Genomic DNA, 23,435 nt, shown 5'->3' with positions numbered 1-23,435 from the left:
GCGGCTCAGACGGTTTCGCCCACGTTGCCGATGACCCGGTGCAGCTGCACCCGGCCGTCGGCGAGTTTGTATGTGACACAGGCGATGGCGCACTCACCGGTGGCCACGCGCTGGGAGATGATCATCGACCGCTGCATGAGCAGCCGGGCGGTCTCGACCACGTGCCGGGCCTCGAGCTCGTCGACCTCGGTGAGGCCCTCGCGGCGGCCGATCAGAATGGAGGGGGTGACCCGTTCGACCACGCTGCGGATGAACCCGCCGGGCACGTCGCCGCCGTCGAGCGCGTCGATGGTGGCGCGCACGGCGCCGCAGCTGTCGTGCCCGAGCACGATGATCAGCGGCACGTGCAGGATCTCCACGCCGTACTCGATGGAGCCGAGCACCGAGGCGTCGATGACATGCCCGGCGGTGCGGACCACGAACATATCGCCGAGGCCCTGGTCGAAGATGATCTCCGCGGCCACGCGGGAGTCGCCGCACCCGAACAGGATCGCCCCCGGCTGCTGTCCGCTGACGAGCTTCGCGCGGTCCGCGGCCCCCTGGCTAGGATGCTCCAGCGTGCCGTTGACGAAGCGCTCGTTGCCCTCGCGGAGGGCCTTCCACGCACTGATCGGGTTGTTATGAGCCATGTGTCCCATTTTCCACAGCGCGCCGGTTACCGGCGAGTCCCAAAAGTTACGGCCGAGCAAACTTACCCGGTTTCGACGGCCGATGGAGTGATGACGCGGTAATGAGTATCGACTCCGATGTTCTGATCGACTGGTACGACCGGACTGCCCGGGATCTGCCGTGGCGCCGCCCGGGGGTGAGCGCGTGGCAAATCCTGATGAGCGAGATCATGCTGCAGCAGACGCCGGTGGTGCGGGTGGAGCCGGTCTGGCGGGAATGGGTGGCGCGCTGGCCGGTGCCGTCGGCGATGGCCGCCGCCGCGCCGGGTGAGGTGCTGCGCGCCTGGGGCAAGCTGGGCTATCCGCGGCGCGCGCTGCGGCTGCACGAGTGCGCGCAGGTGCTGGCCGCCGAGCACGGCGACGCGGTGCCCGCCGATGTGGAGGTGCTGCTGTCGCTGCCCGGCATAGGCGCGTACACCGCCCGCGCGGTGGCCTGTTTCGCGTACGGGCAGCGGGTTCCCGTGGTGGACACCAATGTTCGCCGCGTGGTCGCGCGGGCCGTGCACGGGCGCGCCGAGGCCGGGAATCCCGCCGCCCGCGACCTGGCCGAGACCGAGGCGCTGCTCCCCGCCCGAACCGACCGCGCCGCAACGTTTTCCGCCGCCCTGATGGAACTGGGCGCCCTGGTGTGCACCGCCCGCACCCCCGACTGCGATCGCTGCCCCCTGCCCCGCTGCGCCTGGGTCACCGCGGGCCGCCCGGCCTCGGACATCGTCCGCCGCGTCCAGAAATACGACGGCACCGACCGCCAGGCCCGCGGCCGCCTGCTCGACGTCCTGCGCGCCGCCACCGGCCCGGTGGAGCGAATCACCCTGGACCTGGCCTGGACCCGCGACCCCGGCCAGCGAGACCGAGCATTGGATTCGCTGCTGGTGGACGGGCTGATCGAGCAAACTTCCGATGGCCTGTTCGCCCTCGCGGGCGAGGGTGGCGCGAGCTGAGCACCACAGAAGTACCGCTCGTCCTCCCGGCGTGTGGGGTTCCGCTGGTCATCCCGCGGTGTGGGTTCCGCTGGTCATCCCGCGGTGCGGGTCCCGCTCGTTATCCCGCCGTGAGGTCCCGCTCGTTATCCCGGCGTGCTTTTGGCCGGGATCTCCTGCGGCAGGGTGGGTTCCGGCCGAAGCGCGCCGGGATGGCGAGTGAGGGAGGTGCCGGAATGAGGGGAGCTGTCGTCGACGCGCTCAGGCTGTGGCCGGTGTTGGCGTCCGGCGAGAACTGGTGCGGCGGCCGATAATTCGGCAGATCAGGTAGATCGCGAACGAGATGGTCGTGACGAAGGTGGAGACCGGGACGCCGGGGGCCAGGGACAGGAGGATGCCGCCGACGGCGGAGAGTTCGGCGAAGGCCACGGCGAACACGGTGGCGCGGAGCGGGCTCGCGGTCAGTTGGGCGGCGGCCGCGGCGGGGGTGATGAGCAGCGACAGGACCAGCAGCGCGCCGACGATCTGCACGCCGAAGGCGGCGGTGATGCCCAGCAGCACCGCGAACACCACCGACAGCGCCCGGACCGGAACCCCGCGCGCCACCGCCACTTCCGGGTCGGAGCTGGCGAACAGCAGCGGGCGGTAGACCACCGCCAATACCAGCAGCACACCGACGGTGCAGGCGGTCAGCAGCGTCAGGCCGTTATTGCCGACGCTCACCACCTGCCCGGTGAGCAGCGAGAACTTGGAGCCCGCGCGGCTGGGCCCGAGCCACAGGAACAGCACCGACAGGCCGAGGCCGAACGAGAGCACCACGGCGATCACCGAATCCCGTTCCCGCGCCCGCGAACCCAGCACACCGAAGAGCACGGCCGCGATCACCGATCCGGCGATCGCCCCCGCGCCCACCCCGATGCCCGCCAGCAGCGCGGCGGCGGCGCCGGTCAGCGACAGCTCGCTGGTGCCGTGCACCGCGAACGACATCTGCCTGCACACGATCAGCGGCCCGATCACCCCGGCCAGCAGGCCGAGCAGCGCGGCGGCCAGCACCGCCTGCTGGACGAAGTCATAGGACAGCAGATCGGCGGTGGTGGAGAAGTCCAGCATCTTCGACAGCACGTCGCCGAGTGTCCGGTTCACGAGGCCGCCTCCCCGCCGAGCGCGTCGATGGCGTCGCCGGTGCCGACCACCACCAGCCGGTCGCGCACCCGCAGCACGTCGACCCGGGTGCGGTACAGCTCCGACAGCACCTCGGAGGTCATCACCTCGTCGGGCGTGCCGATCCGGAACTCGCCGTCGACCAGGTACAGCACCCGATCCACCAGCGGCAGCACGGGATTGATCTCGTGGGTCACGAAAAGCACCGCGGTGTCGTGTGTGCGGCGGCGGCGGTCGATGAGCTCGGCCACCAGCCGCTGATTCGCCAGGTCCAGGCTCAGCAGCGGCTCGTCGCACAGCAGCACCCGCGGATCGCCGACCAGGGCCTGCGCCACCCGCAGCCGCTGCTGCTCACCGCCGGACAGCGCCTCCAGCGGCGCCCGCGCGAATCGCTCGGCGCCGACCTGCGCCACCGCGTCGGCCACCTTGCGCCGCCGCTCCTTGCGCCCACGCAGGCCCAGCCCCCAGCGGTGCCCGTCCACGCCGAGCCCGACCAGGTCGACCCCGCGCAACTGCACCCCGGCATCGATGGTCTTCTGCTGCGGCACATAGCCGATATCCGGATTGCCCACGCGCGCCGCCGCACCCGCCACCTCGACGCTCCCGGCATCGGGCGCGATCTGGCCCAGCAGCATCCGCAGCAGCGAGGTCTTGCCCGACCCGTTCGGCCCGAGCACCGCCACGAACTCCCCGGCCGCGATATCCAGATTCAGCCCGTCCCACAGCACGCGCTCCCCGAACGACAGCCGTGCACCGCGCAATCGCACCGCGGGAGTGCGGATTTCGCAGAGGGGACAGTCGGTCGGTTCGGTGTGCACCGCGGCGGGGTGGGCGGAGGTCATGACTGGAACTCCTGGTCAGGCGAGGGCGTGGGCCAGGGCCTGGGCGTTGGCCGTCTGCCAGCGGATGTAGTCGGTGTCGCGCGGGAGGGTCTCGGTGACCTCGACCACGGGGACTCCGGCGGAGCGGGCCGCGGCGGCGATGTCGCGGGTGGTCTTGTCCTCGGTCTGAATGTTGTATATCAGCGCACGGACCTGCTTGGCGGTCATCATGTTTCGCACGGCGGCCACCACGGCGGGCGCGGGATCGGTGCCCTGCTCGATGGCCTCGGCGAAGGCGCGCGGGGTGCGATCGTCGGCATCGGCGGCCCGCAGCAGATAGTGCGCGAGCGGTTCGGTCTGCAGCACGGGCGTTCTCGGGTGCGCGGCCGCCAGCCCGGCGGTGATGGCGTCGATGCTCTTCAGCTGTGCCCGGAAGGCGTCGGCGCGGTCGATGTAGTCCCGGGCGTGCGCGGCGTCGAGGGTGCCGAGCGTGGTGGCGATCCTGGTGGACACGGCGTCCACGGTTCTCGTGTCGTACCAGACGTGTTCGTTGTCGTCGGTGCTGACGCGGGTGGCAAACGCGTCGATGGTGGGTTTGCCGCGCCCGGCCGCGGCCTGCTGGGCAAACTCGTCGTAACCGCCGCCGTTGAGCACGACCAGCGCGGCGTCGTGGATCTTGGCGGCGTCGGACGGGGTGGTCGAGTAGGAGTGCGGGTCGTCGGCCGGGTTGCCGATGATCGACTCCACCCGCACGTCCGGCCCGGCGATCGCGGCCGCGATACTGCCCCACACGCTGGTGGAGGCGACGATGGTGAGCCGCCCGGAATCGGTCTTCGGCCCGCCGCAGGCGGTCAGCGCGACGGTGAGTACGCCCATCGCGACGGCCGACCGAACAGCGGAACTTCTGATCACGCGGGGTACTCCTGCACACCTTAAACGGAAACGATTTCCATTTAATGTAACGCAAGCGTCCGATTACTTGGGCATCGGGTCGCAGGGGTGCCCGGGATCCCACGAAAAAGGGCCGGTGATCTGGAGATCACCGGCCCGAACGGGATTCGTATTACTGCTGGGCGAGGGCTGGGACCGGCTGGCTCAGGAGTTGGGCGCAGCGCAGGAGGCCGAGGTGGCTGTAGGCCTGCGGGTGGTTGCCGAGGGAGCGTTCGGCCACCGGGTCGTATTCCTCGCTGAGCAGGCCGGTGGGTCCGGCGACGTCCACCAGCTGGGCGAACAGCGCCTCGGCGTCCTCGCGCTTGCCGATCAGCAGGTATGCCTCCACCAGCCAGGCGGCGCACAGGTGGAATCCGCCCTCGCCGCCGGGCAGTCCGTCGTCGTGGTGGTACCGGTAGACGGTCGACCCGCTGCGCAACTCGGCCTCCGTCGCCACCACGGTGGCGGCGAAGCGCGGATCGGAGGCGTCGATCAGCCCGCTGAGCCCGATGTGCAGGGTGGCGGCGTCCAGGTCGGTGCCGTCGTAGGCCGCGGTGTAGGACTGCACCTGCTCGTTCCAGCCCTTGGCCTTGACCTCCTCGGCGATGGTGTCGCGCAGTTCGGCCCACGCCGGGTCGGCCATCCGGCCGAAACGTGTCGACAGCCGCAGCGCGCGGTCGACGGTCAGCCAGCCCATCACCTTCGAATAGACGTGATGGCGAGGATTGCCGCGAATTTCCCAAATGCCGTGATCCGGTTCGCGCCAGCGACGCTGGACCGCCGACACCATGGCGTGCACCAGCTCCCACTCCCGATCCGGCAGCGCCTTGGCCGGATCGACGATGCCCTTGCGCTCGCGCGCATCGGCCAGGGCGGCAATGAGATCCACGATGGGGCCGAACACGTCCAACTGCACCTGCATGTTCGCCGCGTTGCCCACCCGCACGGGCCGCGAGCCCGCGTAGCCGGGCAGCTGATCGAGCACGGCCTCCGGTCCCAGTGTCTCGCCGTAGAGCGTGTACAGCGGGTGCAGCCGCTCGGGGCCGGACAGCGTCTCCAGCACCCGGTGCACCCAGTCCAGGAATTCCTCGGCCTCGCCCAGCGAGCCCAGCGAGACCAGCGCGTGCGCGGTCAGCGACGCGTCGCGCAGCCAGCAGTAGCGGTAGTCCCAGTTGCGCACGCCGCCGATGTCCTCGGGCAGCGAGGTGGTGGCCGCGGCCATGATCGAGCCCGAGGGCTCGTGCACCAGGCCGCGCAGCGTCAGCGCCGACCGCTTCATCAGATCCGGTTTCAGCGGCGGCAGTTCGAGGTCGTCGGCCCAGCCGCGCCAGTACCGCTCGGCCTCGTGCCGCCGGTCGGCCTCGCTCACCATCGCCGGAGCGAGATCGGAGGTGCCGCAGCGCATCTCCAGCACGACGGGGCCGCGCGAGGGATCGACGACCGCGCGCGCGACGTGGTGGATGCCCTCCTCGAAGATCTCCCACTGCACGCCCGGCGACCGCAGCACGATCGGGTCGTTGGTGCCGTGCACCCGCAGCCCGGCGGGCTCGTGCACCAGCGTCACCGGCACCTGGCCGAACTCCGGCCGCGGCGCGAAGGTCACCACGGCCTTGGCGTCGCCGGTGATGACCCGGGTCAGGTCGGTGCGCTCGGGCGGCACGTCGTGCGGCAGGTAGTCCACGACCTGCAGGCTGGCCCAACGGGTTTCGACGGTCATGGTGCCGTCGAAGTACCGCTGCGACAGCGGCAGGCCGGGCCGCTCCGGCGCGATGGTGAAGTGCCCCGCCTCCGGGCCGCCCAGCAGGTGGGCGAACACGGCCGCCGAGTCCGGTTCCGGATGGCAGAACCAGGTGACGGTCCCGTCGGGCGTGACCAGAACCTTGGCCCGCGGGCTGGCCAGCATGGTCAGTCGCTCGATCCGGGGGGCGGAGGCGCCGGCCAGCCAGGTGCGCCGCTCCTCGAGCAGATACGCCAGGGCCTTGGCCACCTCCTCGGTACTGGTCACCCGATACCCGGCGAGGCTGTCGCCGTCGCCGACCTTGATACCCACGTCCGGTCCGGACAGCCGGGCGAAGGCCTTCTCGTCGGTGACGTCGTCGCCGAAGAAGACCGCGGCCGACGCGCCCTCCTGGTGCCGGATGATGTCCAGCGCCGCACCCTTGTCGGTCTGGATGACGGCCAGTTCGATGACGGCCTTGCCCTCGGTCACCTGCACGCCCACCCAGCTGGCCGGTCCCTGCCGGGCCTGCTGCAGCGCCCGGCGGCCGACCTCGGGGGAGGCGTTGCGGACGTGCAGGGCGACGCTGGCCGGTTTGAGCTCGACCGCGGCGCCGGGGTTGTTCTCGGCGATGTGGGTCAGCGAGTTCTGCACTTCCTGCAGAAGCTGTTTGGCGTCGTTGTCGATGGCGTGGACGAAGCCGACGTCGAATTCCGAACCGTGGCTTCCGATCAGCTGTACCTCGACCGGCAGCCGGGACAGCGCCGCGAGATCACGCAGCGCCCGGCCTGAGATGACAGCCGCCGTGGTGGCGGTCAAGCCGGCGAGGGCGCGTAGCGCGCTCACCGATTCCCGATGGGGATACGCCTTCGCCGGATCGGACACGATGGGCGCGATGGTCCCGTCGTAGTCCGAGGCGACGAGTAGCCGCGGCATGCGGGCTACCCCCGCCAACGCACGGCGAAGTTCCTGTGGCAGATCCTGTGCGCTCACGCATCCAACCTAGTGATCGGAGGAGAATTGTCAGGGCGCGAGAAACTCTACTGGGTGAGGTTTGCTCGCATGTTCGCGCAGTGATACGGGACTTTAACGTTCGCCTCGCCGCGCTCATCCCCGATTGTGCTGTCTCCTGCCGTACGTTAGCTGGTTTGCCACGCGGAATGCGCGGCAAACTTCTAGGACTTGTCGCCCAGCAGCAGGTCGACGGTGAGTTCCAGGCGTTCTGTGACATCCGTCGCCGAGGCCCGGCGGGTCAGCCAGGCGACGAGGTTCGACAGCCACACGTCGCTGATCACGCGGGCGATGGCCAGATCCCGATCGGTCGGCTCGCCGTCGTTGACCGCGCGGGCGAAGAACCGGTCCATGACCCGCCCGACCCGGTCGACCTCCGCGGCGGCCGAGGCGTCGGCGAACATGAACGCTCGCGTCATGGCCTCGGTGAGCAGCGGGTCGCGCTGCATGGCCCGGGTGACCTGGGTGAGCAGGATGTGCATGCGTTCCCTGGCGGTTTGCCCGGCCAGTGGTTTGCGTTTGCTCTCGAATTGCTCGAACTCGCGGGCCAGCGCCGACACCAGCAGATGCACCTTGGACGGGAAGTACCGATACAGGGTGCCGACGGCCACGTCGGCGCGCTCGGCGACGGCGCGCATCTGGACCGCGTCGTAGCCGCCCTTGGAGGCCAGCGCCAGGGTGGCGTCGAGGATCCGCTTGCGACGCTCCCGCTGCGCGGCCGAGCTCAGCTCGTCCTCGCTGAGCGTGGCTACCGGGGTGGCACGCGGGCGGGTGCCGTTCTGCGTGCCCGAGTCGGTTGCCTGCTCTCGGGAGGGACTGGCCATCGGTGAAAGTCCTTTCCTACAAACGTCGTTGTGCGGCGGATGCGGTGCTGCGGCGACGGGACGGTCTCTTGACTTCCGCCCGACGGTGATATTAGAACATGTTCTAGGTGTGGGAGTCACGCCGGGAAGGCGGTATGGACTGTGACCATCGCCACCACTGACGAGCATAAAGCCGTTCAGGAGTCGATGCGCGGATGGGCGGCGACGGTACGCCCGATTGCAACAATGCGCACCGGAGCACCGGATTTCTGGCACGAATTCTGGCCGAGCCTGGTGGGACTCGGGGTGTTCCGGGTCGCGGTGCCCGAGGCGGACGGCGGCGCCGGTGGCTCGGTGGGCGACCTGGCGGTCCTGCTCGAACAGGCCGCACACGACCTGGTGGGCGGGCCGGTATCGGCCACCGCACTCGCCGGCCTCGTCGCCGGCGCGGCACTCGACGAGAATACGCCCTGCGGCGTGGGCCTGGGTGACCCGGTTGCGGTGGCGGCCAACGAAACCGGGGCGTTGGTGCTGTCCGGGGCATGGGAGACGGTGTTCGGGGCGGCCCCCGGGACGGCCGTCCTGCTGCCGGTGCGGGTGGATTCCGGCCAAAAGCACGCCGGAATCATGAAGGCGGACGCCGACTCTCGAGGTTCCCGGCATGCCGACTCTGGAGGTTCCCGGCACGCTGACTCTGGAGGTTCCCGGCATGCCGACTCTGGAGGTTCCCGGCACGCCGACTCTCGAAGTTCCCGGCATGCTTTTGGCCGGGAACTCTGGTGCCTCGTGCAACCGAGCGCCGAGGGCCTGCGCATCGACTCGCTGCCCCCGCTGGATGCGAGCACCCCACTCGCTCGCGTCGAATGCGACGGAGTCGCCGTCCCCGCGGAGCACGTCTTCGAAACCCCCCATGCCGTCGGTGATCTGGTCGCGGTGCTGGTGGCGGCCGAGTTGGCGGGGGTGGCGGGGTGGTGTTTGGAAACGGCGGTCGAGTATGCCAAGGTGCGGGAGCAGTTCGGGCGGCGGATCGGGGAGTTTCAGGCGGTCAAGCATCTGTGTGCGTGGATGCTGTGCCGGACCGAGCTGATTCGGGCGGTGGCCGCGGATGCGGCTGCGGCGGTGGACAATCGGCCCGCCGAGCTGCCGCTGGCCGCCGCCATCGCGATGTCGGTCGCGCTCGACGCGGCGGTGCGGACCGCCAAGGACTGCATCCAGGTGCTCGGCGGCATCGGCTTCACCTGGGAGCACGACGCGCACCTGTACCTGCGCCGGGCGGTGGCGCTGCGCCAGCTGCTGGGCGGCGCGGCCCCGTGGCGCGCCCGGATCACCGACCTGGTCCGGCAGGGGCAGCGGCGAACGGTCGGTGTGGACCTGGGAATCGGCGCGTGGGACGCGCTGGGCCTGGACGCGGCCGACGCCGCCGAACTCGCGGCCGACCTGGCCCGCATCGTCGCCCTGCCGCCGGAGCGGCGGCGCGACGCCCTGGTCGACACCGGGCTGCTGGCCCCGCACTGGCCCGCCCCCTACGGCCGCGGCGCCGGGCCGATCCTGCGCACCGTGATCGACGAGCAGGTGCGCGCCGCCGGAATCACGGTGCCCGACATCCAGATCGGCAACTGGGCGGTGCCCACCCTGCTGCAGTACGGCACCCCCGAGCAGATCGAGCGCTTCGCCCGCCCGACCCTGCGCGGCGAGGTGGTGTGGTGCCAGCTGTTCAGCGAGCCCGAGGCCGGATCGGACCTGGCCGCCCTGCGCACCACCGCGACCCGCGTCGACGGTGGTTGGCGGCTGCGCGGCCAGAAGGTGTGGACCTCGCTGACCAGCGTGGCCACCTGGGCGATCTGCCTGGCCCGCACCGATTCCGCCGCGCCCAAACACCGTGGCATCAGCTACTTCCTGGTCGATATGCGCAGCCCGGGCATCGAGGTACGGCCGCTGGTGCAGATCACCGGCGAGGCACGGTTTTCCGAGGTGTTTCTCGACGAGGTGTTCGTTCCCGACGATTGTCTGGTCGGCGAGTTGGGAATGGGCTGGAAAATCGCGCGCTCCACCCTGTCGTCGGAGCGAGTCGCCATGGGCGGCGGCGGAATCGGCAACGAACTGGAGGCGTTGATCGACGCCGTGCCGACCGCGGGACCGGGCGCGGAATTGATTGCCGACCGGTTCGGGGAATTGGTCGCCGAGGCGGTCGCGGGCACATTGCTCGAGACCCGCGCCGCGCGCCGAATGCTCGCCGGAGTCGATCCCGGCCCGCAAAGCAGCGTACGCAAACTGGTTGGTGTACGACATCGACAGGCGGTGGCCGAATTTGCCGTCGAGCTCGCTGGTGTGGCGGGCGCACAGGAATCCGATGTGGTGAAAGAATTCCTGCTGACACGCTGTTTGTCGATCGCCGGGGGTACCGAGCAGATCCTTTTGACCGTGGCCGGCGAACGGATTCTCGGGCTCCCGCGCGAATCGCACGGCTAAGACCGTGTCTCACATGGATGTAATCCGTTTTGCCTGCACCGAGATTGGTTGTGTTGCATGATGTTCGGTCGTGACGGATGTGTTGTCGCAGCGGTTGGTGCCGGACGAGTTGTGGGAGCTGGTCGAGCCGCTGCTGCCGGAGTTCGCCTCGCGCCCGCAGGGCGGCGGCATCGCCCCGACCGACCAGCGGGCGGTGTTCACGGCGGTGGTGTATGTGCTGACCAGCGGTTGTGCGTGGCGGATGCTCCCGCCGTCGTTCGGTGTGAGTGTGCCGACGGCGCATCGCCGGTTCACGGTGTGGACCCAGGCCGGCGTGTGGCGGCGACTGCACCGGGCGATACTCGACGAGCTGGGCAGCCGGGGCCTGATCGACTGGTCGCGGGCGGTAGTCGATGCGGCGAGCGTACGGGCGAAAAAAGGGGCGATCTGACCGGGCCGAACCCGACCGATCGCGGCAAGCCCGGCTCCAAGCAGCACATCCTGTCCGATCGGACGGGAATCCCGTTGTCCGTGGCGGTTTCGGCCGCCAACGTCCACGACTCCCAAGCGCTCAAACCGTTGGTGAAAGCGATCCCGGCAGTCCGGTCGCGACGTGGCCCGCGGCGACGCCGGCCGGGCAAGTTGCACGCCGACAAGGCATACGACCAGCCCGAACTGCGGCGGTGGGTGCGCCACCGGGGCATCGCAGTCCGCATCGCCCGCAAGGGAATCGAGTCCAACCAGCGACTCGGCCGCCACCGGTGGGTGATCGAACGCACCGTGTCGTGGCTGACCGGCTACCACCGGCTCAACATTCGCTACGACCGCAAGGGAATTCATTATCTGGGCTTCCTGACGCTAGCCGCCGCACTCACCTGCTTCAAGAAGCTGATGAAAGCGGCCATATGAGACACGGTCTAAGTTCCACATCTCACACGGGAGCATCGAATTGGACTTCAACAGGGATGAGAGCCAGGACGCCGTCGCCGAGGTCGTGGTGAGCTTGCTGGAGCGCAACACCGCCCGCGATATCGAGCTCTGGCCCGCCTTGACCGACAGCGGCCTGCTGTCGGTGGCGTTACCGCAGCGCTGCGGCGGCGACGGTATGGGACTGCTCGAGGTGTCGGTCCTGCTGACCGAGCTGGCTACCGACGCGGTGGCCGCACCGGCGCTGGCGACCCTCGGTTTCGGGGTGTTACCGCTGCTAGAGGTCGCGCCGGAGCCGTTGGCGGACAAGATCTTCGCGGCCGTCGCGCAGGGCGCGGTGCTGACCGCGACGCTGCACGAGCCCGGCACGCCGTTCGCGGCCGCACCCGAGACCACGGCCGTCGTCGACGGCGAGCGGGCCACCGTCACGGGCCGCAAGGTCGCGGTCCCCTATGCCGATTCGGCGCGCTGGGTGCTGGTGCCCACCGACTCCGGAATTGCGATCGTCGACGCCGAGGCGCCGGGCATCTCCCGGTTCGAGACCCCGAATTCGACCGGCGCTCCGGAATTCTCGATGCATTTCGAACAGACCGAGATTCCGGCCGAACAATTACTGCCCGGCGGTCTCCGAGCGCTGCATCGGCTGGCGCTGGCCGGAATCGGTTCGGTCGCCGACGGATTGCTGCGCGGCGCGCTCACTCTGACCGCCGAACATGTGCGCACCCGGCACCAATTCGGCCGTCCGCTCGCCGAATTCCAGGCGGTGGCACAGCAGATCGCCGACGTGTATGTCGTTTCCCGGACGCTGCACGCCGCCGCGCTGTCGGCGAATTGGGCGCTGGCCCATGCCGACGACGATCCGGGGCATCAGGAACGTATCGACGACGATCTCGATGTGCTGGCCTACTGCGTCGCCTCGGAACTGCCCGCGGCCATGCAGAAATGTCATCACCTGCACGGCGGAATCGGCGTCGATGTGACCCATCCGCTGCATCGCTACTACTCACAGGCCAAGGACCTCGCCCGCTGGTTGGGCGGCGCGTCGTTTCGGCTGGATCGTTTGGGAGACCGATGTTCATCGACCTGACCGCCGAGCAACGCCGGCTGCGCGACACCCTGCGCGCGTATTTCGCCGATCTCGTGACCGCCGACGAGGAGGCCGAGATGGCGATCAACCGGCACGGCGACGCCTACCGCGCGGTGGTGCGGCGCATGGGCCGCGACGGCTGGCTCGGGGTGGGCTGGCCGAAGGAGTACGGGGGGCAGGGTTTCGGTCCGGTCGAGCAGCAGATCTTCTTCAACGAGGCGGTGCGCGCGGATGTGCCGCTGCCGCTGGTGACGCTGCTGACCGTGGGCCCGACCCTGCAGCAGTTCGGCACCGAGACGCAGAAGCGGAAGTTCCTGCCCGGAATCCTGTCCGGCGACATCCATTTCGCGATCGGCTACTCCGAGCCCGAGGCGGGAACCGACCTGGCGGCGCTGCGCACCAGCGCGGTCCGCGACACCGACGGTGACTGGATCGTCAACGGGCAGAAGATCTTCACCACCGGCGCGCACGAGGCCGACTTCGTCTGGCTGGCCTGCCGGACCGGTTCCGCGGAATCGCGCCACCGCGGCATCACCATCCTCATCGTCGACACCACCGATCCCGGCTACTCGTGGACGCCGATCATCACCTGCGACGGCGCGCATCACACCAACGCCACCTATTTCGACGGCGTGCGGGTGCCCGCGGACATGCTCGTGGGGGAGGAGAACGGCGGCTGGAAGCTCATCACCACCCAGCTCAATCACGAGCGGGTGAGCCTGGGCCCGTCCGGCAAGATCGAACAGCTCTACGACCGGGTGCGCGACTGGGCGCGGCGGGGCGGCGTGCTGGGCGAGCCGGACGTGCGGCGCGCGCTGGGCCGCCTGCACGCCATGGTCCGGCTCAACGAGCTGCTGAACTGGCAGGTCGCCGCGAATGCCGATCACGCACAGGCGGATCCGGCCGGGGTGATCGCCGACGCCTCCGCGACCAAGGTGTATTCCACCGAGGCGCTGCAGGAGGCGGGCCGGCTGGCCGAGGAGATCGTGGGCCGCCACGGCGATCCCGCCGACCCGGCCACCGGCGAGCTGCTGACCTGGCTGGACCGCCGCACCAAACAGAACCTGGTGGTCACCTTCGGCGGCGGCGTCAACGAGATCATGCGCGAGCTGATCGCCACCGCCGGGCTGAAGCTGCCGCGCGTACCGAGATAGGAGTTGCCGTGCCGGAATCCATGACAGCGGAACAGATCGTCGCCGCGGGTGAGCAGATCAAGGCCGCGGGGGAGTGCGCGCCGCGGACGGCCCGCGATCCGGTGAACCAGCCGATGATCAACAACTGGGTCGAGGCGCTCGGCGACACCAATCCGATCTATGTGGACGAGCGGGCCGCCCGCGCCGCCGGACATCCGGGCATCGTGGCGCCGCCCGCGATGGCGCAGGTGTGGACGATGCCGGGGCTGGGTGGGTCGCGGCCGTCGGACGATCCGATGAACGCCGTCAACGATCTGCTCGACGCCGCCGGGTACACCTCCGTGGTGGCCACCAACTGTGAGCAGACCTATCACCGATATCTGCGGATCGGGGAGACGGTGCGGGCCCGGACCCGGCTGCGGGATCTGGTGGGGCCCAAGCGCACCGCGCTCGGTGAGGGCTGGTTCGCCACCTACATCCTGACCTGGTACGTCGACGACGAGCCGGTCACCGAAATGAGCTTCCGCATGCTGAAATTCGCGCCGGGCACGGGGAAGTCCGCGGCGGCGCAGGAGGATTCGGGCGAGCGGGTGCGGCCCATCGTTTCCCGGGACACCGAATTCTTCTGGGAGGGTGCGAAACTCGGCGAGCTGCGCATCCAGCGCCTGCCGGACGGCACGCTGCGGCATCCGCCGATTCCCGCGCTGTGGCAGGACAAGTCGGAGACCCCGGACTATGTGGTGGCCTCCGGACGGGGCACGGTCTTCAGCTACGTCGTGCACCACGCGCCGAAGGTTCCCGGGCGGCGGCTGCCGTTCGTGGTCGCCCTGGTCGAGCTCGAGGAGGGCGTGCGGGTGCTGGGCGAGCTGCGCGGCGTCGAGCCGGACGCGGTGCGGGTGGACCTGCCCGTCGAGGTGGATTTCGAGCGGCTCGACGACGACACCGCGCTGCCGTACTGGAAGGTGACCCGATGACCGCCACGCTGGAACCCGCCGCCGTCCGCGTCGGCACCACCCTGCCCGAGACGGCCATTCACGCCGACCCCACCTTCGTGATCAGTACGGCCCTGGCCACCAGGGACTTTCAGGATGTGCACCACGATCGGGACAAGGCGGTGGCGCGCGGGTCGGCCGACATCTTCGTCAATATCCTCACCGACACCGGCCTGGTGCAGCGCTTCGTGACCGACTGGGCGGGACCGGGGGCGGTCGTGAAATCCATTGCGCTGCGGCTCGGTGTGCCGCTGTACGCGGGCGACACCCTGACGCTGAGCGGCACCGTGACCGCGATCGAGGGCGGTGAGGTCCGGCTCGACGTGATCGGGCGCGACAGCCTCGGGGAGCACATTCAGGCGAAAGTCGTTATCGCACTGCGGGAGAAGGCGTGAGCGCGGGTATCGGCGGCAGGGCCGCCATCGTCGGGATCGGGGCCACCGATTTCTCCAAGGACTCCGGCCGCAGCGAATTGCGCCTGGCCGCCGAGGCGGTCACCGCGGCGCTCGACGACGCCGGGCTGACCTCCGCGGACGTGACCGGGCTGACCACGTTCACGATGGATACCAATACCCAGGCCGCGGTGGCGCGGGCCGTCGGCATCCCGAATCTCACCTTCTTCAGCAATATTCCGTTCGGCGGCGGCGCGGCGTGCGCGACGGTGCAGCAGGCGGCCATGGCGGTGGCGACCGGCATCGCCGATGTGGTGGTGGCCTACCGGGCCTTCAACGAGCGCTCCGGGCATCGCTTCGGCCAGTTCTCCACCCAGCTGGCGGCCGCGCCGACCTCCTCGGGTGTGGATGCGGCGTGGTCGTATCCGCAGGGCCTGGGCACCCCGGCGGCGCAGGTGGCCATGGTGGCGCGGCGCTACATGCACGTCTACGGCGCGACCAGCGCCGACTTCGGCCGGGTCGCGGTCGCGGATCGCAAGCACGCGGCGGTGAATCCGGCGGCGCACTTCTACGGCAAGCCGATCACGCTGGCGGACCACCAGAATTCGCGCTGGATCGCCGAACCGCTGCACCTGCTGGACTGCTGCCAGGAGACCGACGGGGCGGTGGCGCTGGTGATCACGAGTGCCGAACGCGCACAGGACCTTCGCCACACACCCGCCACCATCGCCGCCGCGGCCCAGGGCTCGGGCTCCGACCAATACGTCATGACCAGCTACTACCGCGACGCCCTCACCGGCCTGCCGGAGATGGGCCTGGTGGGCAACCAGCTCTGGGCACAGAGCGGCCTGCGCCCCGAGGACATGCAGGCCGCCATCCTCTACGACCACTTCACCCCCTTCGTCCTGATGCAACTGGAGGAACTGGGCTTCTGCGGCCGCGGCGACGCCAAGGACTTCATCGCCGACGGCGCCATCGAACTGGGCGGCCGCCTCCCCCTGAATACCCACGGCGGCCAACTCGGCGAGGCATACATCCACGGCATGAACGGCATAGCCGAGGCCGTCCGCCTGATCCGGGGAACATCGGTAAACCAGGTCCCCGGCCTGGAAAACGTCGTGGTAACCGCGGGCACCGGCGTCCCGACATCGGGCTTGGTACTGACGGCGTGAACGTGCCGGAATGACGGGTCGGCTTGGGCACCTTCACAAATGGTTGTGATGCGAACCGAACGATAATGCCGTTCACCGAATTGTCGTACGGCCGGTGTTTCGGATTTCCCACCTGACGTACCGCTCGGCATGTAACGATGTGCCTGCTCTGTGCAGTACCGATGCTCTTGGGAGAGGCCGGTGGGCCGAGTGGGAATGGCGATACCGCGCGCCGTCGAGTCGCGGCATCATCCCGGCATGTCGCCGCTACGTCATCCGCGCATGTCGCCGCTACGTCATCCGCGCATGTTGGCGCTACGTCGTCCGGGCATGTTGGCGCTACGTCATCCCGGCAACATGCCGCTACGTCATCCCGGCAACATGCCGCTACGTCATCCCGGCAACATGCCGTTACGTCATCCCGGCATGTTTTTGGCCGGGATCGCGCTGCTGCTGCTCGTCGTGGTCGCGCTGCGCGGGTTCGTGCCGGGAACCGGTGGGCCGCATGCCGTTTCGCCGCCGTCGGTGGTGACCGTGGCGCTCATGCCGGTGTTGTCGCTGGTGTCGGTGGTGATTCTGCTGGCGGGCGTGATGACCAGCCATCATCGGCTGCCGCTGGCCATGCCGGATCGGGAGCCGAAGCGGGCGCGGTCGGCGGGGCTGTCGGGCCGGGCGCTGCTGCTGGTGCTCGCCATCCTGGCGGCCACGGCGCTCGTCGCGGCGTTGGTCTGGGTGGTGTATCTGCTTGCGGGACACGGCGCCTCGCCCGCCGAGACGCACCCGGCGGCCACGGTCACGGCGCGGCCCACGGAGATTCCGTCGCCCACCCCGCTCCCGGCCGCCCCGGAGCTGTCCGGGCGCACCCTGCTGCTGGTCGGCGGGGCCGCGGTCGCACTGGTCGCCACCGCCGTGATCGGCCTGGTGGTCGTCGCCCTCGGCACCCGGCGGGCGCCCGCGCCGGAGCCCGATCCGGCGGCGCCCGCGGCCGCCGAACCCCCGGTCTCGCTCGCCGAGGTGGCCGAGATGGGCCTGGCGGCGATGATGGCCTCCGGCCGCGACGCCCGCCTCGCCGTCATCTCCTGCTATGTCGCCATGGAACGCGGCCTGGCCCAGGCCCGCGAGGTGGCGCCGCTGATCTCCGACACCCCCTCGGAGGTGCTGGCCCGGGCCTTCGAGCGCGGCGCGCTGCACGACGCGTCGGCCCGCGAACTGGTGGCCCTGTTCGAGGAGGCCCGATTCAGCCCACACTCCATGCTGGAGTGGCAGCGCATGCGCGCCGAGCAACTACTCCGCATTGTGCTGAAAGATCTTCGGGGAGAACGGCTGTGAGCGATCGGGCCCCTCAGGTCACCATGATCCGCTCCGTGATCGTCGGCGGTGCGGTCGCTCTGATCCTGGTGATCGACCTGTTCGCACTGGGCCACCTGCGCGCCCTGCTGCCGCTGCTGGTCGGGGGGCCGGTGCTGATCGCGCTGGGCCTGCTGCTGTGGTCGCTGACCGACTGGAGCATTCACCCGCCCGCCGACCCGGCCGACGACGAGATCGAGAACGGTCCGGCGGAGATGCTGCGCCGCTGGCAGGCCCGCGCGCAGATGCTCGCCGACCGCGCCGACGGCTCGCGCGCCGACTGGGACCGGCACCTGCGACCCTTGCTGGCCAAGGAGTTCGAGCTGTCGAGCGGGCACCGGATCGCCAAGAACCGCCGCGCCACCGAGGCGGCGGGACTGCTGCAGTTCGGCCCCGAGCTGTGGCGCTGGGTGGATCCGGCGAATTCCGCGCTGCGCGACCAGCACACCCCCGCCCCGGGCCGCGCCGCCCTGGACGAGATCCTGCGCCGACTACAAGCCATGTGACGAGGACGGCAAACGTGAGCGTGAATATGGAAACCAAGATGGACGCGACCGTCAAACGCACCGAGGCGGTGCTGCGCGAGATCTCGCGGGTCGTGGTCGGCAAGCGCGACGAGCTACAGCTGATCATGGTCGCGGTGCTGGCGGGCGGGCACATCCTGATCGAGGACCTCCCCGGCCTGGGCAAGACCCTCATCGCCCGATCCTTCGCCGCCGCACTGGGTTTGACCTTCACCCGGGTGCAGTTCACCCCGGATCTGTTGCCCGCGGACCTGATCGGCTCCACCATCTACGACATGTCCTCGGGCCGTTTCACCTTCCGCCGCGGTCCAGTGTTCACCCAGATCCTGCTGGCCGACGAGATCAACCGCACCCCGCCCAAGACCCAGGCCGCGCTGCTGGAGGCCATGGCCGAGGGGCAGGTCAGCATCGACGGCGAAACCTTCACGCTGCCACAGCCGTTCGTCGTGCTGGCCACCGACAACCCGATCGAGTACGAGGGCACCTACCCGCTGCCCGAGGCGCAGCTCGACCGGTTCGCCCTCCAACTGCGGCTGGGCTACCTGTCCGAACAGGACGAGACGCAGATGATCCGCCGCCGCCTGGAGCGCGGCACGGTGGTGCCGCAGGTGGGCCAGGTGGTCGACGCGCAGGGACTGCTGGAGATGCGGCAGTCGGTCGAATTCGTCACCGTGCACCCGGATGTCGTCACCTACGTGGTGGCGCTGGCCGCCGCCACCCGCGGCCATCCGCAGGTCGAGGTCGGGGCGAGCCCGCGCGCCGAATTGGATCTGGTGCAGATGGCCCGCGCCCGTGCGCTGCTGCTGGGCCGCGACTACGTCATCCCGGAAGATGTGAAGGCCCTGGCGATTCCGGCCATGGCGCACCGCATCACGCTGCGCCCCGAGATGTGGGTGCGGCGCATTCGCGGCGAGGACGTGATCGCCGAACTGCTGCGCCGCCTGCCCGTCCCGCGCGCCTCGGTCACATGAGGCACCGCGATACCAGCGCCGTCGCCGAGGCCGAATTGCGTTGGCGGCCCGCCCCCCTGGTGTATCTGCTGGCCGCGACGGCGGCCCCGGCCCTGGCCCTGGCCGTGCTGCTGGACCGCTGGCCGCTGGTGGTGTTCGCCGCGCCCATGCTCGGCGTGCTCGCCACCGCCCCGATGCAGGTGTCGCGCACCAGGATTCAGGTGGACGGCGCGGGCCCGCTGCGCTGCTTCGAATCCGAGGAGGTGGTGCTGTCGGTGGCGGCGTTCGTCGAGCGCGGCCACGCCCTGCTGCGCTGCAAGCCCGACGCCGCGCACGGCCTGGCGACCCGGGTGGAGCTGGCGGTGGACTCGGGCGCCGCCCCGGCGGGCCTGCGGCTGGCGCTGGCGACCACCCGCTGGGGCCGCTACCCGGTCACCGTCCGGGTCACCGCGCTCGGTCCCGCCGGGCTGTGGATCGCCTCGGAGACGCTGCCCGCCGGGCAGGTGTACGTGTACCCGATCGCCGACCCGCAGCGAATGCCGTTGCCGCGCACCGAACTTCCCGAGCGCGTCGGCACCCATCCGACCCGCCGCCACGGGCCGGGCGTGGAGTACGCCGATATCCGGGCCTACACCCCGGGCGATCAGCTGCGCACGGTGAACTGGCCGGTGAGCGCGCGGCGCGGGCGGCTCTACGTCACCGAGCGGCTGACCAACCGGGCCGCGGATGTCGTTGTGCTGGTGGACACCTCGATGCAGGCGCCGGGCCCGGCCGCCGAGTCGCTGGAGCTGTCGGTGCGCGGGGCGGCGCAGGTGGCGCAGTCGGCGTTGCAGGCCGGGGACCGGACCGCGGTGGTGTGCCTGGGGCAGGGGCCGCGGTGGTTGCGGCCGGATATCGGCCGCCGCCAGTTCTATCGCATCGTCGACGCCGTGCTCGACGTCGGTGACGAGCACATCGCCACCTCGGGCACGCTGGCCCCGCGCGCCGCGGTGCCGCTGGGCGCGATCGTGGTGGCGTTCTCCACCCTGCTGGACACCCAGTTCGCGCTGGCCCTGATCGATCTGCGCAAGCGCGGTCACGTGGTGGTGGTCGTGGATGTGCTGCGCGGCACGCCCTTTCGCGATGGCCTGGACCCGACGCTGGCGCGGATGTGGCAGCTGGAGCGCGCCGCCATGTACCGCGATATGGGCACGGTCGGCGTCGACATCGTGGCCTGGCCGCAGGACGCCCGCCTCGACCAGGTGATGCGGCTGATCCCGCGCCACCGCCGACCGGTCCGGGTGCGGCGATGACCCGATTCCTGGCAGTGCTGTCCGGCCTGCTGCTCACGATCGCGGTGATCATCGCCCTGCCCTGGGCGGGCCTGCCCGCGCTGGCCCTGGTGGTGGCGGGCTGGTGGCTGCGCCTGTGCGCCGCGGGCGCGGTCCTGGTGGCCCTGGCCGCCCTGGCCTGGTCCGACACCGGCACCCTGACGGCAGCCGCCACAGGCGTGGTAGCCACCACCTACCTCCTCAACGCCGCCACGGTAACGGCCCCCCGAGGCGTAGTCCCCACCACCCTCCCCTCGGTGGCAGGCGCCCTCCTCTTCACCGCCGCCGCGGTATCCGCCACCCTGGTCCCCCTCCACCTGGCCTGGCTCCCCCTCACCGCCCCCATCCTGGTGATCCTGCTGTACGTCTTGATCATTCAGGGACTGTCCACGCGCCCGACGCGCGATGAAAACTAGGCGTGGTGTCCACCGCCCCGGCGGGAACCGGGCCCTTCGGTAGTCGGGCTACCCTCCCTCCGGCACCGGGGCGGCGGAGTCTTCGGGTGCTCAGGCGGTGAACGTCAGGCGGACGTCGCCGAGCACGGGGGCGTCTTCGCGTTCCACGACCGTGGCCGCGATGACGAGTTCACTTCCTTCCAACCACATTCGGGTCCGAATTGTTTCCGCGGGATAGAGAATTCCCGCGAATCGGGCCCGGAAGCCGGTGGCGCGGGCGGCATTCGAGTCCAGGACGGTGTCGACGGCGGTTTTGCAGACCAGTCCGTATGTGCAGAGGCCGTGCAGGATCGGGTTGGGAAACCCGGCGGCGCGGGCGAATTCGGGATCCGAGTGCAGCGGGTTGCGGTCCCCGCACAGCCGGTACAGCAGCGCCTGCTGCGGCAGCGTCGGCGTGCGCACGTCGAAATCCGGTGCCCGGTCCGGCAATTCGGAGCGCAGGCTGGGCCCGCGCTCGCCGCTGAAGCCGCCCTCACCCTTGGCGAAGATGGACGACCGCGCGGTCCACAGCGGTTCCCCGTCCGAGCCGGTGGCGGTGGTCTCCTGCACGATCACCGCGGCCGAGCCCTTGTCCCAGATCTCGCTGATCCGGCCGGTGCTCGTCGCCTTCCCGGACGCGGGAATCGGGCGGTGCAGCACCACCTCCTGGCTGCCGTGCACCACCTTGGCCAGGTCGATCTCCACGCCGGGGAAGCTCACCCGCGGCGGCTCGGTCGCCCGCAGCGTCGCGGCGACGGTCGCGAAGCTCGGCAGCACCTGCGGGTCGCGATCGTCGAGGTAGCGCAGCTCGCCCGGATCGGTCCAGCGCGCCCCGGCCCCCAGGCCCAGGTGGTACAGCTGCACGTCCGAGGGCGTCCACGCGAACTCCTGCGTCGGAAGCGCCGCTCCGAGCGCGACTTTCGGGTCGATCGTCATATCGTTGTCCTCTCGGCGCGGTCGGCGATATCCAAGGCGGCCAGATAGCCGAAGGTGATCGCGGGTCCGATGGTCGCGCCCGGACCGGCGTAGGTGTGACCCATGACCGGCGCGGAGGTATTCCCGGCCGCGTACAGGCCCTCGATGACCGTGTCGTCCTCGCGCAGCACCCGACCGGCGGTGTCGGTGACCAGTCCGCCCTTGGTGCCCAGGTCGCCGGGGAACATCCTGGCCGCGTAGAACGGACCCTGAACCAATGCGGCGAGGCAGGGATTGGGTTTGACGGTCGGGTCGCCGTAGTAGCGGTCGTAGGCGCTGTTACCGCGCCCGAAGTCCTCGTCGACGCCGGTCTCGGCAAATGTGTTGAACCGCCGCACGGTATCGAGGAGGGCCTGTTCCGGCACGCCGATCCGCCCGGCCAATTCGGCCAGGGTCGGCGCCTGCACGATATTGTCGTTCTCCATCCAGCGCTTGGGAATTCGCTGCCCCGGTTGCAGGGTCGCGAAGATGTAGCGGTTGCGGTAGCGCTGATCGAATACCAGCCAGGAGGGCACATGCTCGCCCGGCCCGTCGCCCTGCCCGTACTCGCCGCCGTACATCTTGTGCACGGCCTCGACATAGGGCAGGCACTCGTTGAAGTACCGCTTGCCCTGCGCGTCGACGATGAGACCGCCGGGCAGATTGCGTTCGGCCAGGCAGAACCAGGGCCGCCCGCCCCGGAACACCGTCGGCCCCCACCAGGCGTCCTCCATGAAGCCCACGGCCGCACCGAGTTCCATGCCCGCCCGGATTCCGTCGCCGGTATTGGCCTTGGCGCCGGTGGTCCACTCGGTGCCGATGGGCTCGCGCTGGTATTTGTGCCGCATATCGGCGTTGTGCTCGAACCCTCCGGCGCCGAGCACCACGCCGTAGCGGGCGCGGAAACGCACCGTCTCACCCTCGTGGGTGGCCTCGACGCCGACGACGCGGCCGTCCGCCACGAGCAACCCGGTCATCGGTGTATCCAGCAGAACGGACACGCCGACATCCATCAGTCCCTTGCGCATCGGCGCGATGATCGCCTGCCCCATGCCCAGCAGGTGCTTGCGGGTGAATTTCGCCCAATAGGTCCGCGCGCCCACGCGCAGGGCCCGCAGCACGCCCTTCGGGTGCCGCCGGATCAGGCTCACCCGAACGAAATCCGCCTGCGTGGTGACGACGTTCAACGGTGCCTTGGCGTACGGCGGCTCCAGCTTGAACCGCTCCGCGCCGAGGACCATGGCGTCGAACGGCTTCGGCTCGCAGGATCGGCCGTGCGGGTTGCCGCCGGGAGCCTCCGGGTAGTAGTCCGAATAGCCCGGCACCCACCGCAGTTTCAGCGGGGTGTGCTCGAGAACGAAGTCGATGGCCTCGGGCCCGCGGTCGATGTAGGTGTCGATCCGTTCCTTCGGCACCGCGTCGCCGACGATGCTGTACAGGTAGCGCCGGGCTTCCTCCCGATCGTCGGGCCGTCCCGACGCGAGCAGCGCCCTGTTGCCCGGGACCCACACGCCACCCCCGCTGCGCGCGGTCGACCCGCCGTAGTGCGGGGCCTTCTCGATGATCACCGCGCGCAGACCGTGGTGCGCGGCGGTGAGGGCCGCGGTCATGCCGGCGGCGCCGCTGCCGACCACCACCACGTCGTATTCCCGATCGCTCATGTAGAACACGTTATAGAATCGGGCCGGGTTCGGTCTATATTGGTCTGGCAGAAGGGACCGTCGAGACGAGAAGATGCAGGAAAACTCGTTTCAA

At 70.0% G+C, this 23,435-nt stretch carries 21 protein-coding genes; 13 read left to right on the top strand and 8 right to left on the bottom strand.

What is annotated here, in order from left to right; genetic code table 11:
- Window positions 1-5: 5 nt before the first annotated feature.
- The gene (locus HPY32_RS14790) at window positions 6-629 is read right to left on the bottom strand and encodes a carbonic anhydrase (RefSeq protein ID WP_067580587.1); all 624 of its coding nucleotides are present in this window, start codon (window positions 627-629) and stop codon (window positions 6-8) included.
- A gap of 101 nt (window positions 630-730) precedes the next feature.
- Between HPY32_RS14790 and HPY32_RS14785 the strand changes: the two genes are divergently transcribed.
- The gene (locus HPY32_RS14785; protein WP_067580589.1) at window positions 731-1,609 is read left to right on the top strand and encodes an HhH-GPD family protein; all 879 of its coding nucleotides are present in this window, start codon (window positions 731-733) and stop codon (window positions 1,607-1,609) included.
- Between the two features lie 240 nt (window positions 1,610-1,849).
- On the opposite strand, the gene HPY32_RS14780 is transcribed toward HPY32_RS14785, so the two are convergent.
- From HPY32_RS14780 to kstR, 5 genes are all read right to left on the bottom strand, one after another.
- Window positions 1,850-2,698 carry a metal ABC transporter permease gene (locus HPY32_RS14780; RefSeq protein WP_156674310.1) on the bottom strand — a complete coding sequence of 283 codons (849 nt, stop codon included), beginning with the start codon at window positions 2,696-2,698 and terminating at the stop codon, window positions 1,850-1,852.
- Between the two features lie 29 nt (window positions 2,699-2,727).
- The gene (locus HPY32_RS14775) at window positions 2,728-3,591 is read right to left on the bottom strand and encodes a metal ABC transporter ATP-binding protein (RefSeq protein ID WP_082870786.1); all 864 of its coding nucleotides are present in this window, start codon (window positions 3,589-3,591) and stop codon (window positions 2,728-2,730) included.
- Between the two features lie 15 nt (window positions 3,592-3,606).
- On the bottom strand, window positions 3,607-4,482 hold the full coding sequence (locus HPY32_RS14770; protein ID WP_156674084.1) for a metal ABC transporter solute-binding protein, Zn/Mn family: 876 nt from the start codon (window positions 4,480-4,482) through the stop codon (window positions 3,607-3,609).
- A 151-nt stretch (window positions 4,483-4,633) separates the two neighbouring features.
- Window positions 4,634-7,210 carry a trehalose-phosphatase gene (otsB, locus tag HPY32_RS14765; RefSeq protein ID WP_067580593.1) on the bottom strand — a complete coding sequence of 859 codons (2,577 nt, stop codon included), beginning with the start codon at window positions 7,208-7,210 and terminating at the stop codon, window positions 4,634-4,636.
- Window positions 7,211-7,392: 182 nt separating this feature from the next.
- On the bottom strand, window positions 7,393-8,052 hold the full coding sequence (gene kstR, locus HPY32_RS14760; protein ID WP_067580595.1) for a cholesterol catabolism transcriptional regulator KstR: 660 nt from the start codon (window positions 8,050-8,052) through the stop codon (window positions 7,393-7,395).
- A gap of 147 nt (window positions 8,053-8,199) precedes the next feature.
- Here kstR and HPY32_RS14755 point away from each other — a divergent pair, with 147 nt between their 5' ends.
- The 12 genes from HPY32_RS14755 to HPY32_RS14700 all read left to right on the top strand — a co-directional run bounded on the left by HPY32_RS14755 (window position 8,200) and on the right by HPY32_RS14700 (window position 20,708).
- On the top strand, window positions 8,200-10,500 hold the full coding sequence (locus tag HPY32_RS14755; protein ID WP_373686645.1) for an acyl-CoA dehydrogenase family protein: 2,301 nt from the start codon (window positions 8,200-8,202) through the stop codon (window positions 10,498-10,500).
- Between the two features lie 82 nt (window positions 10,501-10,582).
- Window positions 10,583-11,388 (top strand): IS5 family transposase gene (locus tag HPY32_RS14750; protein WP_373686626.1). Its coding sequence is split into 2 segments (ribosomal slippage): window positions 10,583-10,913 and window positions 10,913-11,388, totalling 807 coding nucleotides; the frame shifts between segments, so codons are not numbered across the junction.
- 40 nt (window positions 11,389-11,428) lie between these two features.
- Window positions 11,429-12,493 carry an acyl-CoA dehydrogenase family protein gene (locus HPY32_RS14745; protein WP_067580600.1) on the top strand — a complete coding sequence of 355 codons (1,065 nt, stop codon included), beginning with the start codon at window positions 11,429-11,431 and terminating at the stop codon, window positions 12,491-12,493.
- On the top strand, window positions 12,478-13,647 hold the full coding sequence (locus tag HPY32_RS14740; RefSeq protein WP_067580601.1) for an acyl-CoA dehydrogenase family protein: 1,170 nt from the start codon (window positions 12,478-12,480) through the stop codon (window positions 13,645-13,647). Before HPY32_RS14745 ends, HPY32_RS14740 begins: the two co-directional genes overlap by 16 nt.
- Before the next feature lie 20 nt (window positions 13,648-13,667).
- Window positions 13,668-14,600 carry a bifunctional MaoC family dehydratase N-terminal/OB-fold nucleic acid binding domain-containing protein gene (locus HPY32_RS14735; protein WP_067585112.1) on the top strand — a complete coding sequence of 311 codons (933 nt, stop codon included), beginning with the start codon at window positions 13,668-13,670 and terminating at the stop codon, window positions 14,598-14,600.
- On the top strand, window positions 14,597-15,013 hold the full coding sequence (locus tag HPY32_RS14730) for a MaoC family dehydratase (protein WP_067580604.1): 417 nt from the start codon (window positions 14,597-14,599) through the stop codon (window positions 15,011-15,013). Before HPY32_RS14735 ends, HPY32_RS14730 begins: the two co-directional genes overlap by 4 nt.
- Entirely contained in the window at window positions 15,010-16,182 is a 1,173-nt protein-coding gene (locus HPY32_RS14725) for a lipid-transfer protein (protein ID WP_067580606.1), read from the top strand. The genes HPY32_RS14730 and HPY32_RS14725 overlap by 4 nt, the downstream gene beginning before the upstream one ends.
- A 180-nt stretch (window positions 16,183-16,362) precedes the next feature.
- On the top strand, window positions 16,363-17,490 hold the full coding sequence (locus HPY32_RS14720; RefSeq protein ID WP_231951401.1) for a DUF4129 domain-containing protein: 1,128 nt from the start codon (window positions 16,363-16,365) through the stop codon (window positions 17,488-17,490).
- Window positions 17,487-18,014 (top strand): hypothetical protein, encoded by a 528-nt coding sequence (locus tag HPY32_RS14715; protein ID WP_231951402.1) that lies wholly within the window; start codon window positions 17,487-17,489, stop codon window positions 18,012-18,014. Before HPY32_RS14720 ends, HPY32_RS14715 begins: the two co-directional genes overlap by 4 nt.
- Before the next feature lie 38 nt (window positions 18,015-18,052).
- The gene (locus tag HPY32_RS14710) at window positions 18,053-19,003 is read left to right on the top strand and encodes an AAA family ATPase (protein WP_373686644.1); all 951 of its coding nucleotides are present in this window, start codon (window positions 18,053-18,055) and stop codon (window positions 19,001-19,003) included.
- A complete protein-coding gene (locus HPY32_RS14705; RefSeq protein WP_067580611.1) occupies window positions 19,000-20,274 on the top strand; it encodes a DUF58 domain-containing protein in 1,275 nt (424 codons plus the stop codon). The genes HPY32_RS14710 and HPY32_RS14705 overlap by 4 nt, the downstream gene beginning before the upstream one ends.
- The gene (locus HPY32_RS14700; RefSeq protein WP_067580613.1) at window positions 20,271-20,708 is read left to right on the top strand and encodes a hypothetical protein; all 438 of its coding nucleotides are present in this window, start codon (window positions 20,271-20,273) and stop codon (window positions 20,706-20,708) included. The genes HPY32_RS14705 and HPY32_RS14700 overlap by 4 nt, the downstream gene beginning before the upstream one ends.
- A 90-nt stretch (window positions 20,709-20,798) precedes the next feature.
- Here HPY32_RS14700 and chsH3 read toward each other — a convergent pair whose 3' ends face one another.
- Both chsH3 and kstD read right to left on the bottom strand, forming a co-directional pair.
- Window positions 20,799-21,662, bottom strand: coding sequence for an enoyl-CoA hydratase ChsH3 (chsH3, locus tag HPY32_RS14695; RefSeq protein ID WP_067580615.1), 864 nt, complete (start codon window positions 21,660-21,662; stop codon window positions 20,799-20,801).
- On the bottom strand, window positions 21,659-23,350 hold the full coding sequence (kstD, locus tag HPY32_RS14690) for a 3-oxosteroid 1-dehydrogenase (protein WP_067580616.1): 1,692 nt from the start codon (window positions 23,348-23,350) through the stop codon (window positions 21,659-21,661). The genes chsH3 and kstD overlap by 4 nt, the downstream gene beginning before the upstream one ends.
- Between the last annotated feature and the right edge of the window lie 85 nt (window positions 23,351-23,435).

The sequence above is a fragment of the Nocardia terpenica genome (genome assembly GCF_013186535.1).
Taxonomy (GTDB): domain Bacteria; phylum Actinomycetota; class Actinomycetes; order Mycobacteriales; family Mycobacteriaceae; genus Nocardia; species Nocardia terpenica.
Note: the sequence above shows the minus strand (reverse complement) of the source record. Positions and strands in the feature narration are given on the sequence as shown.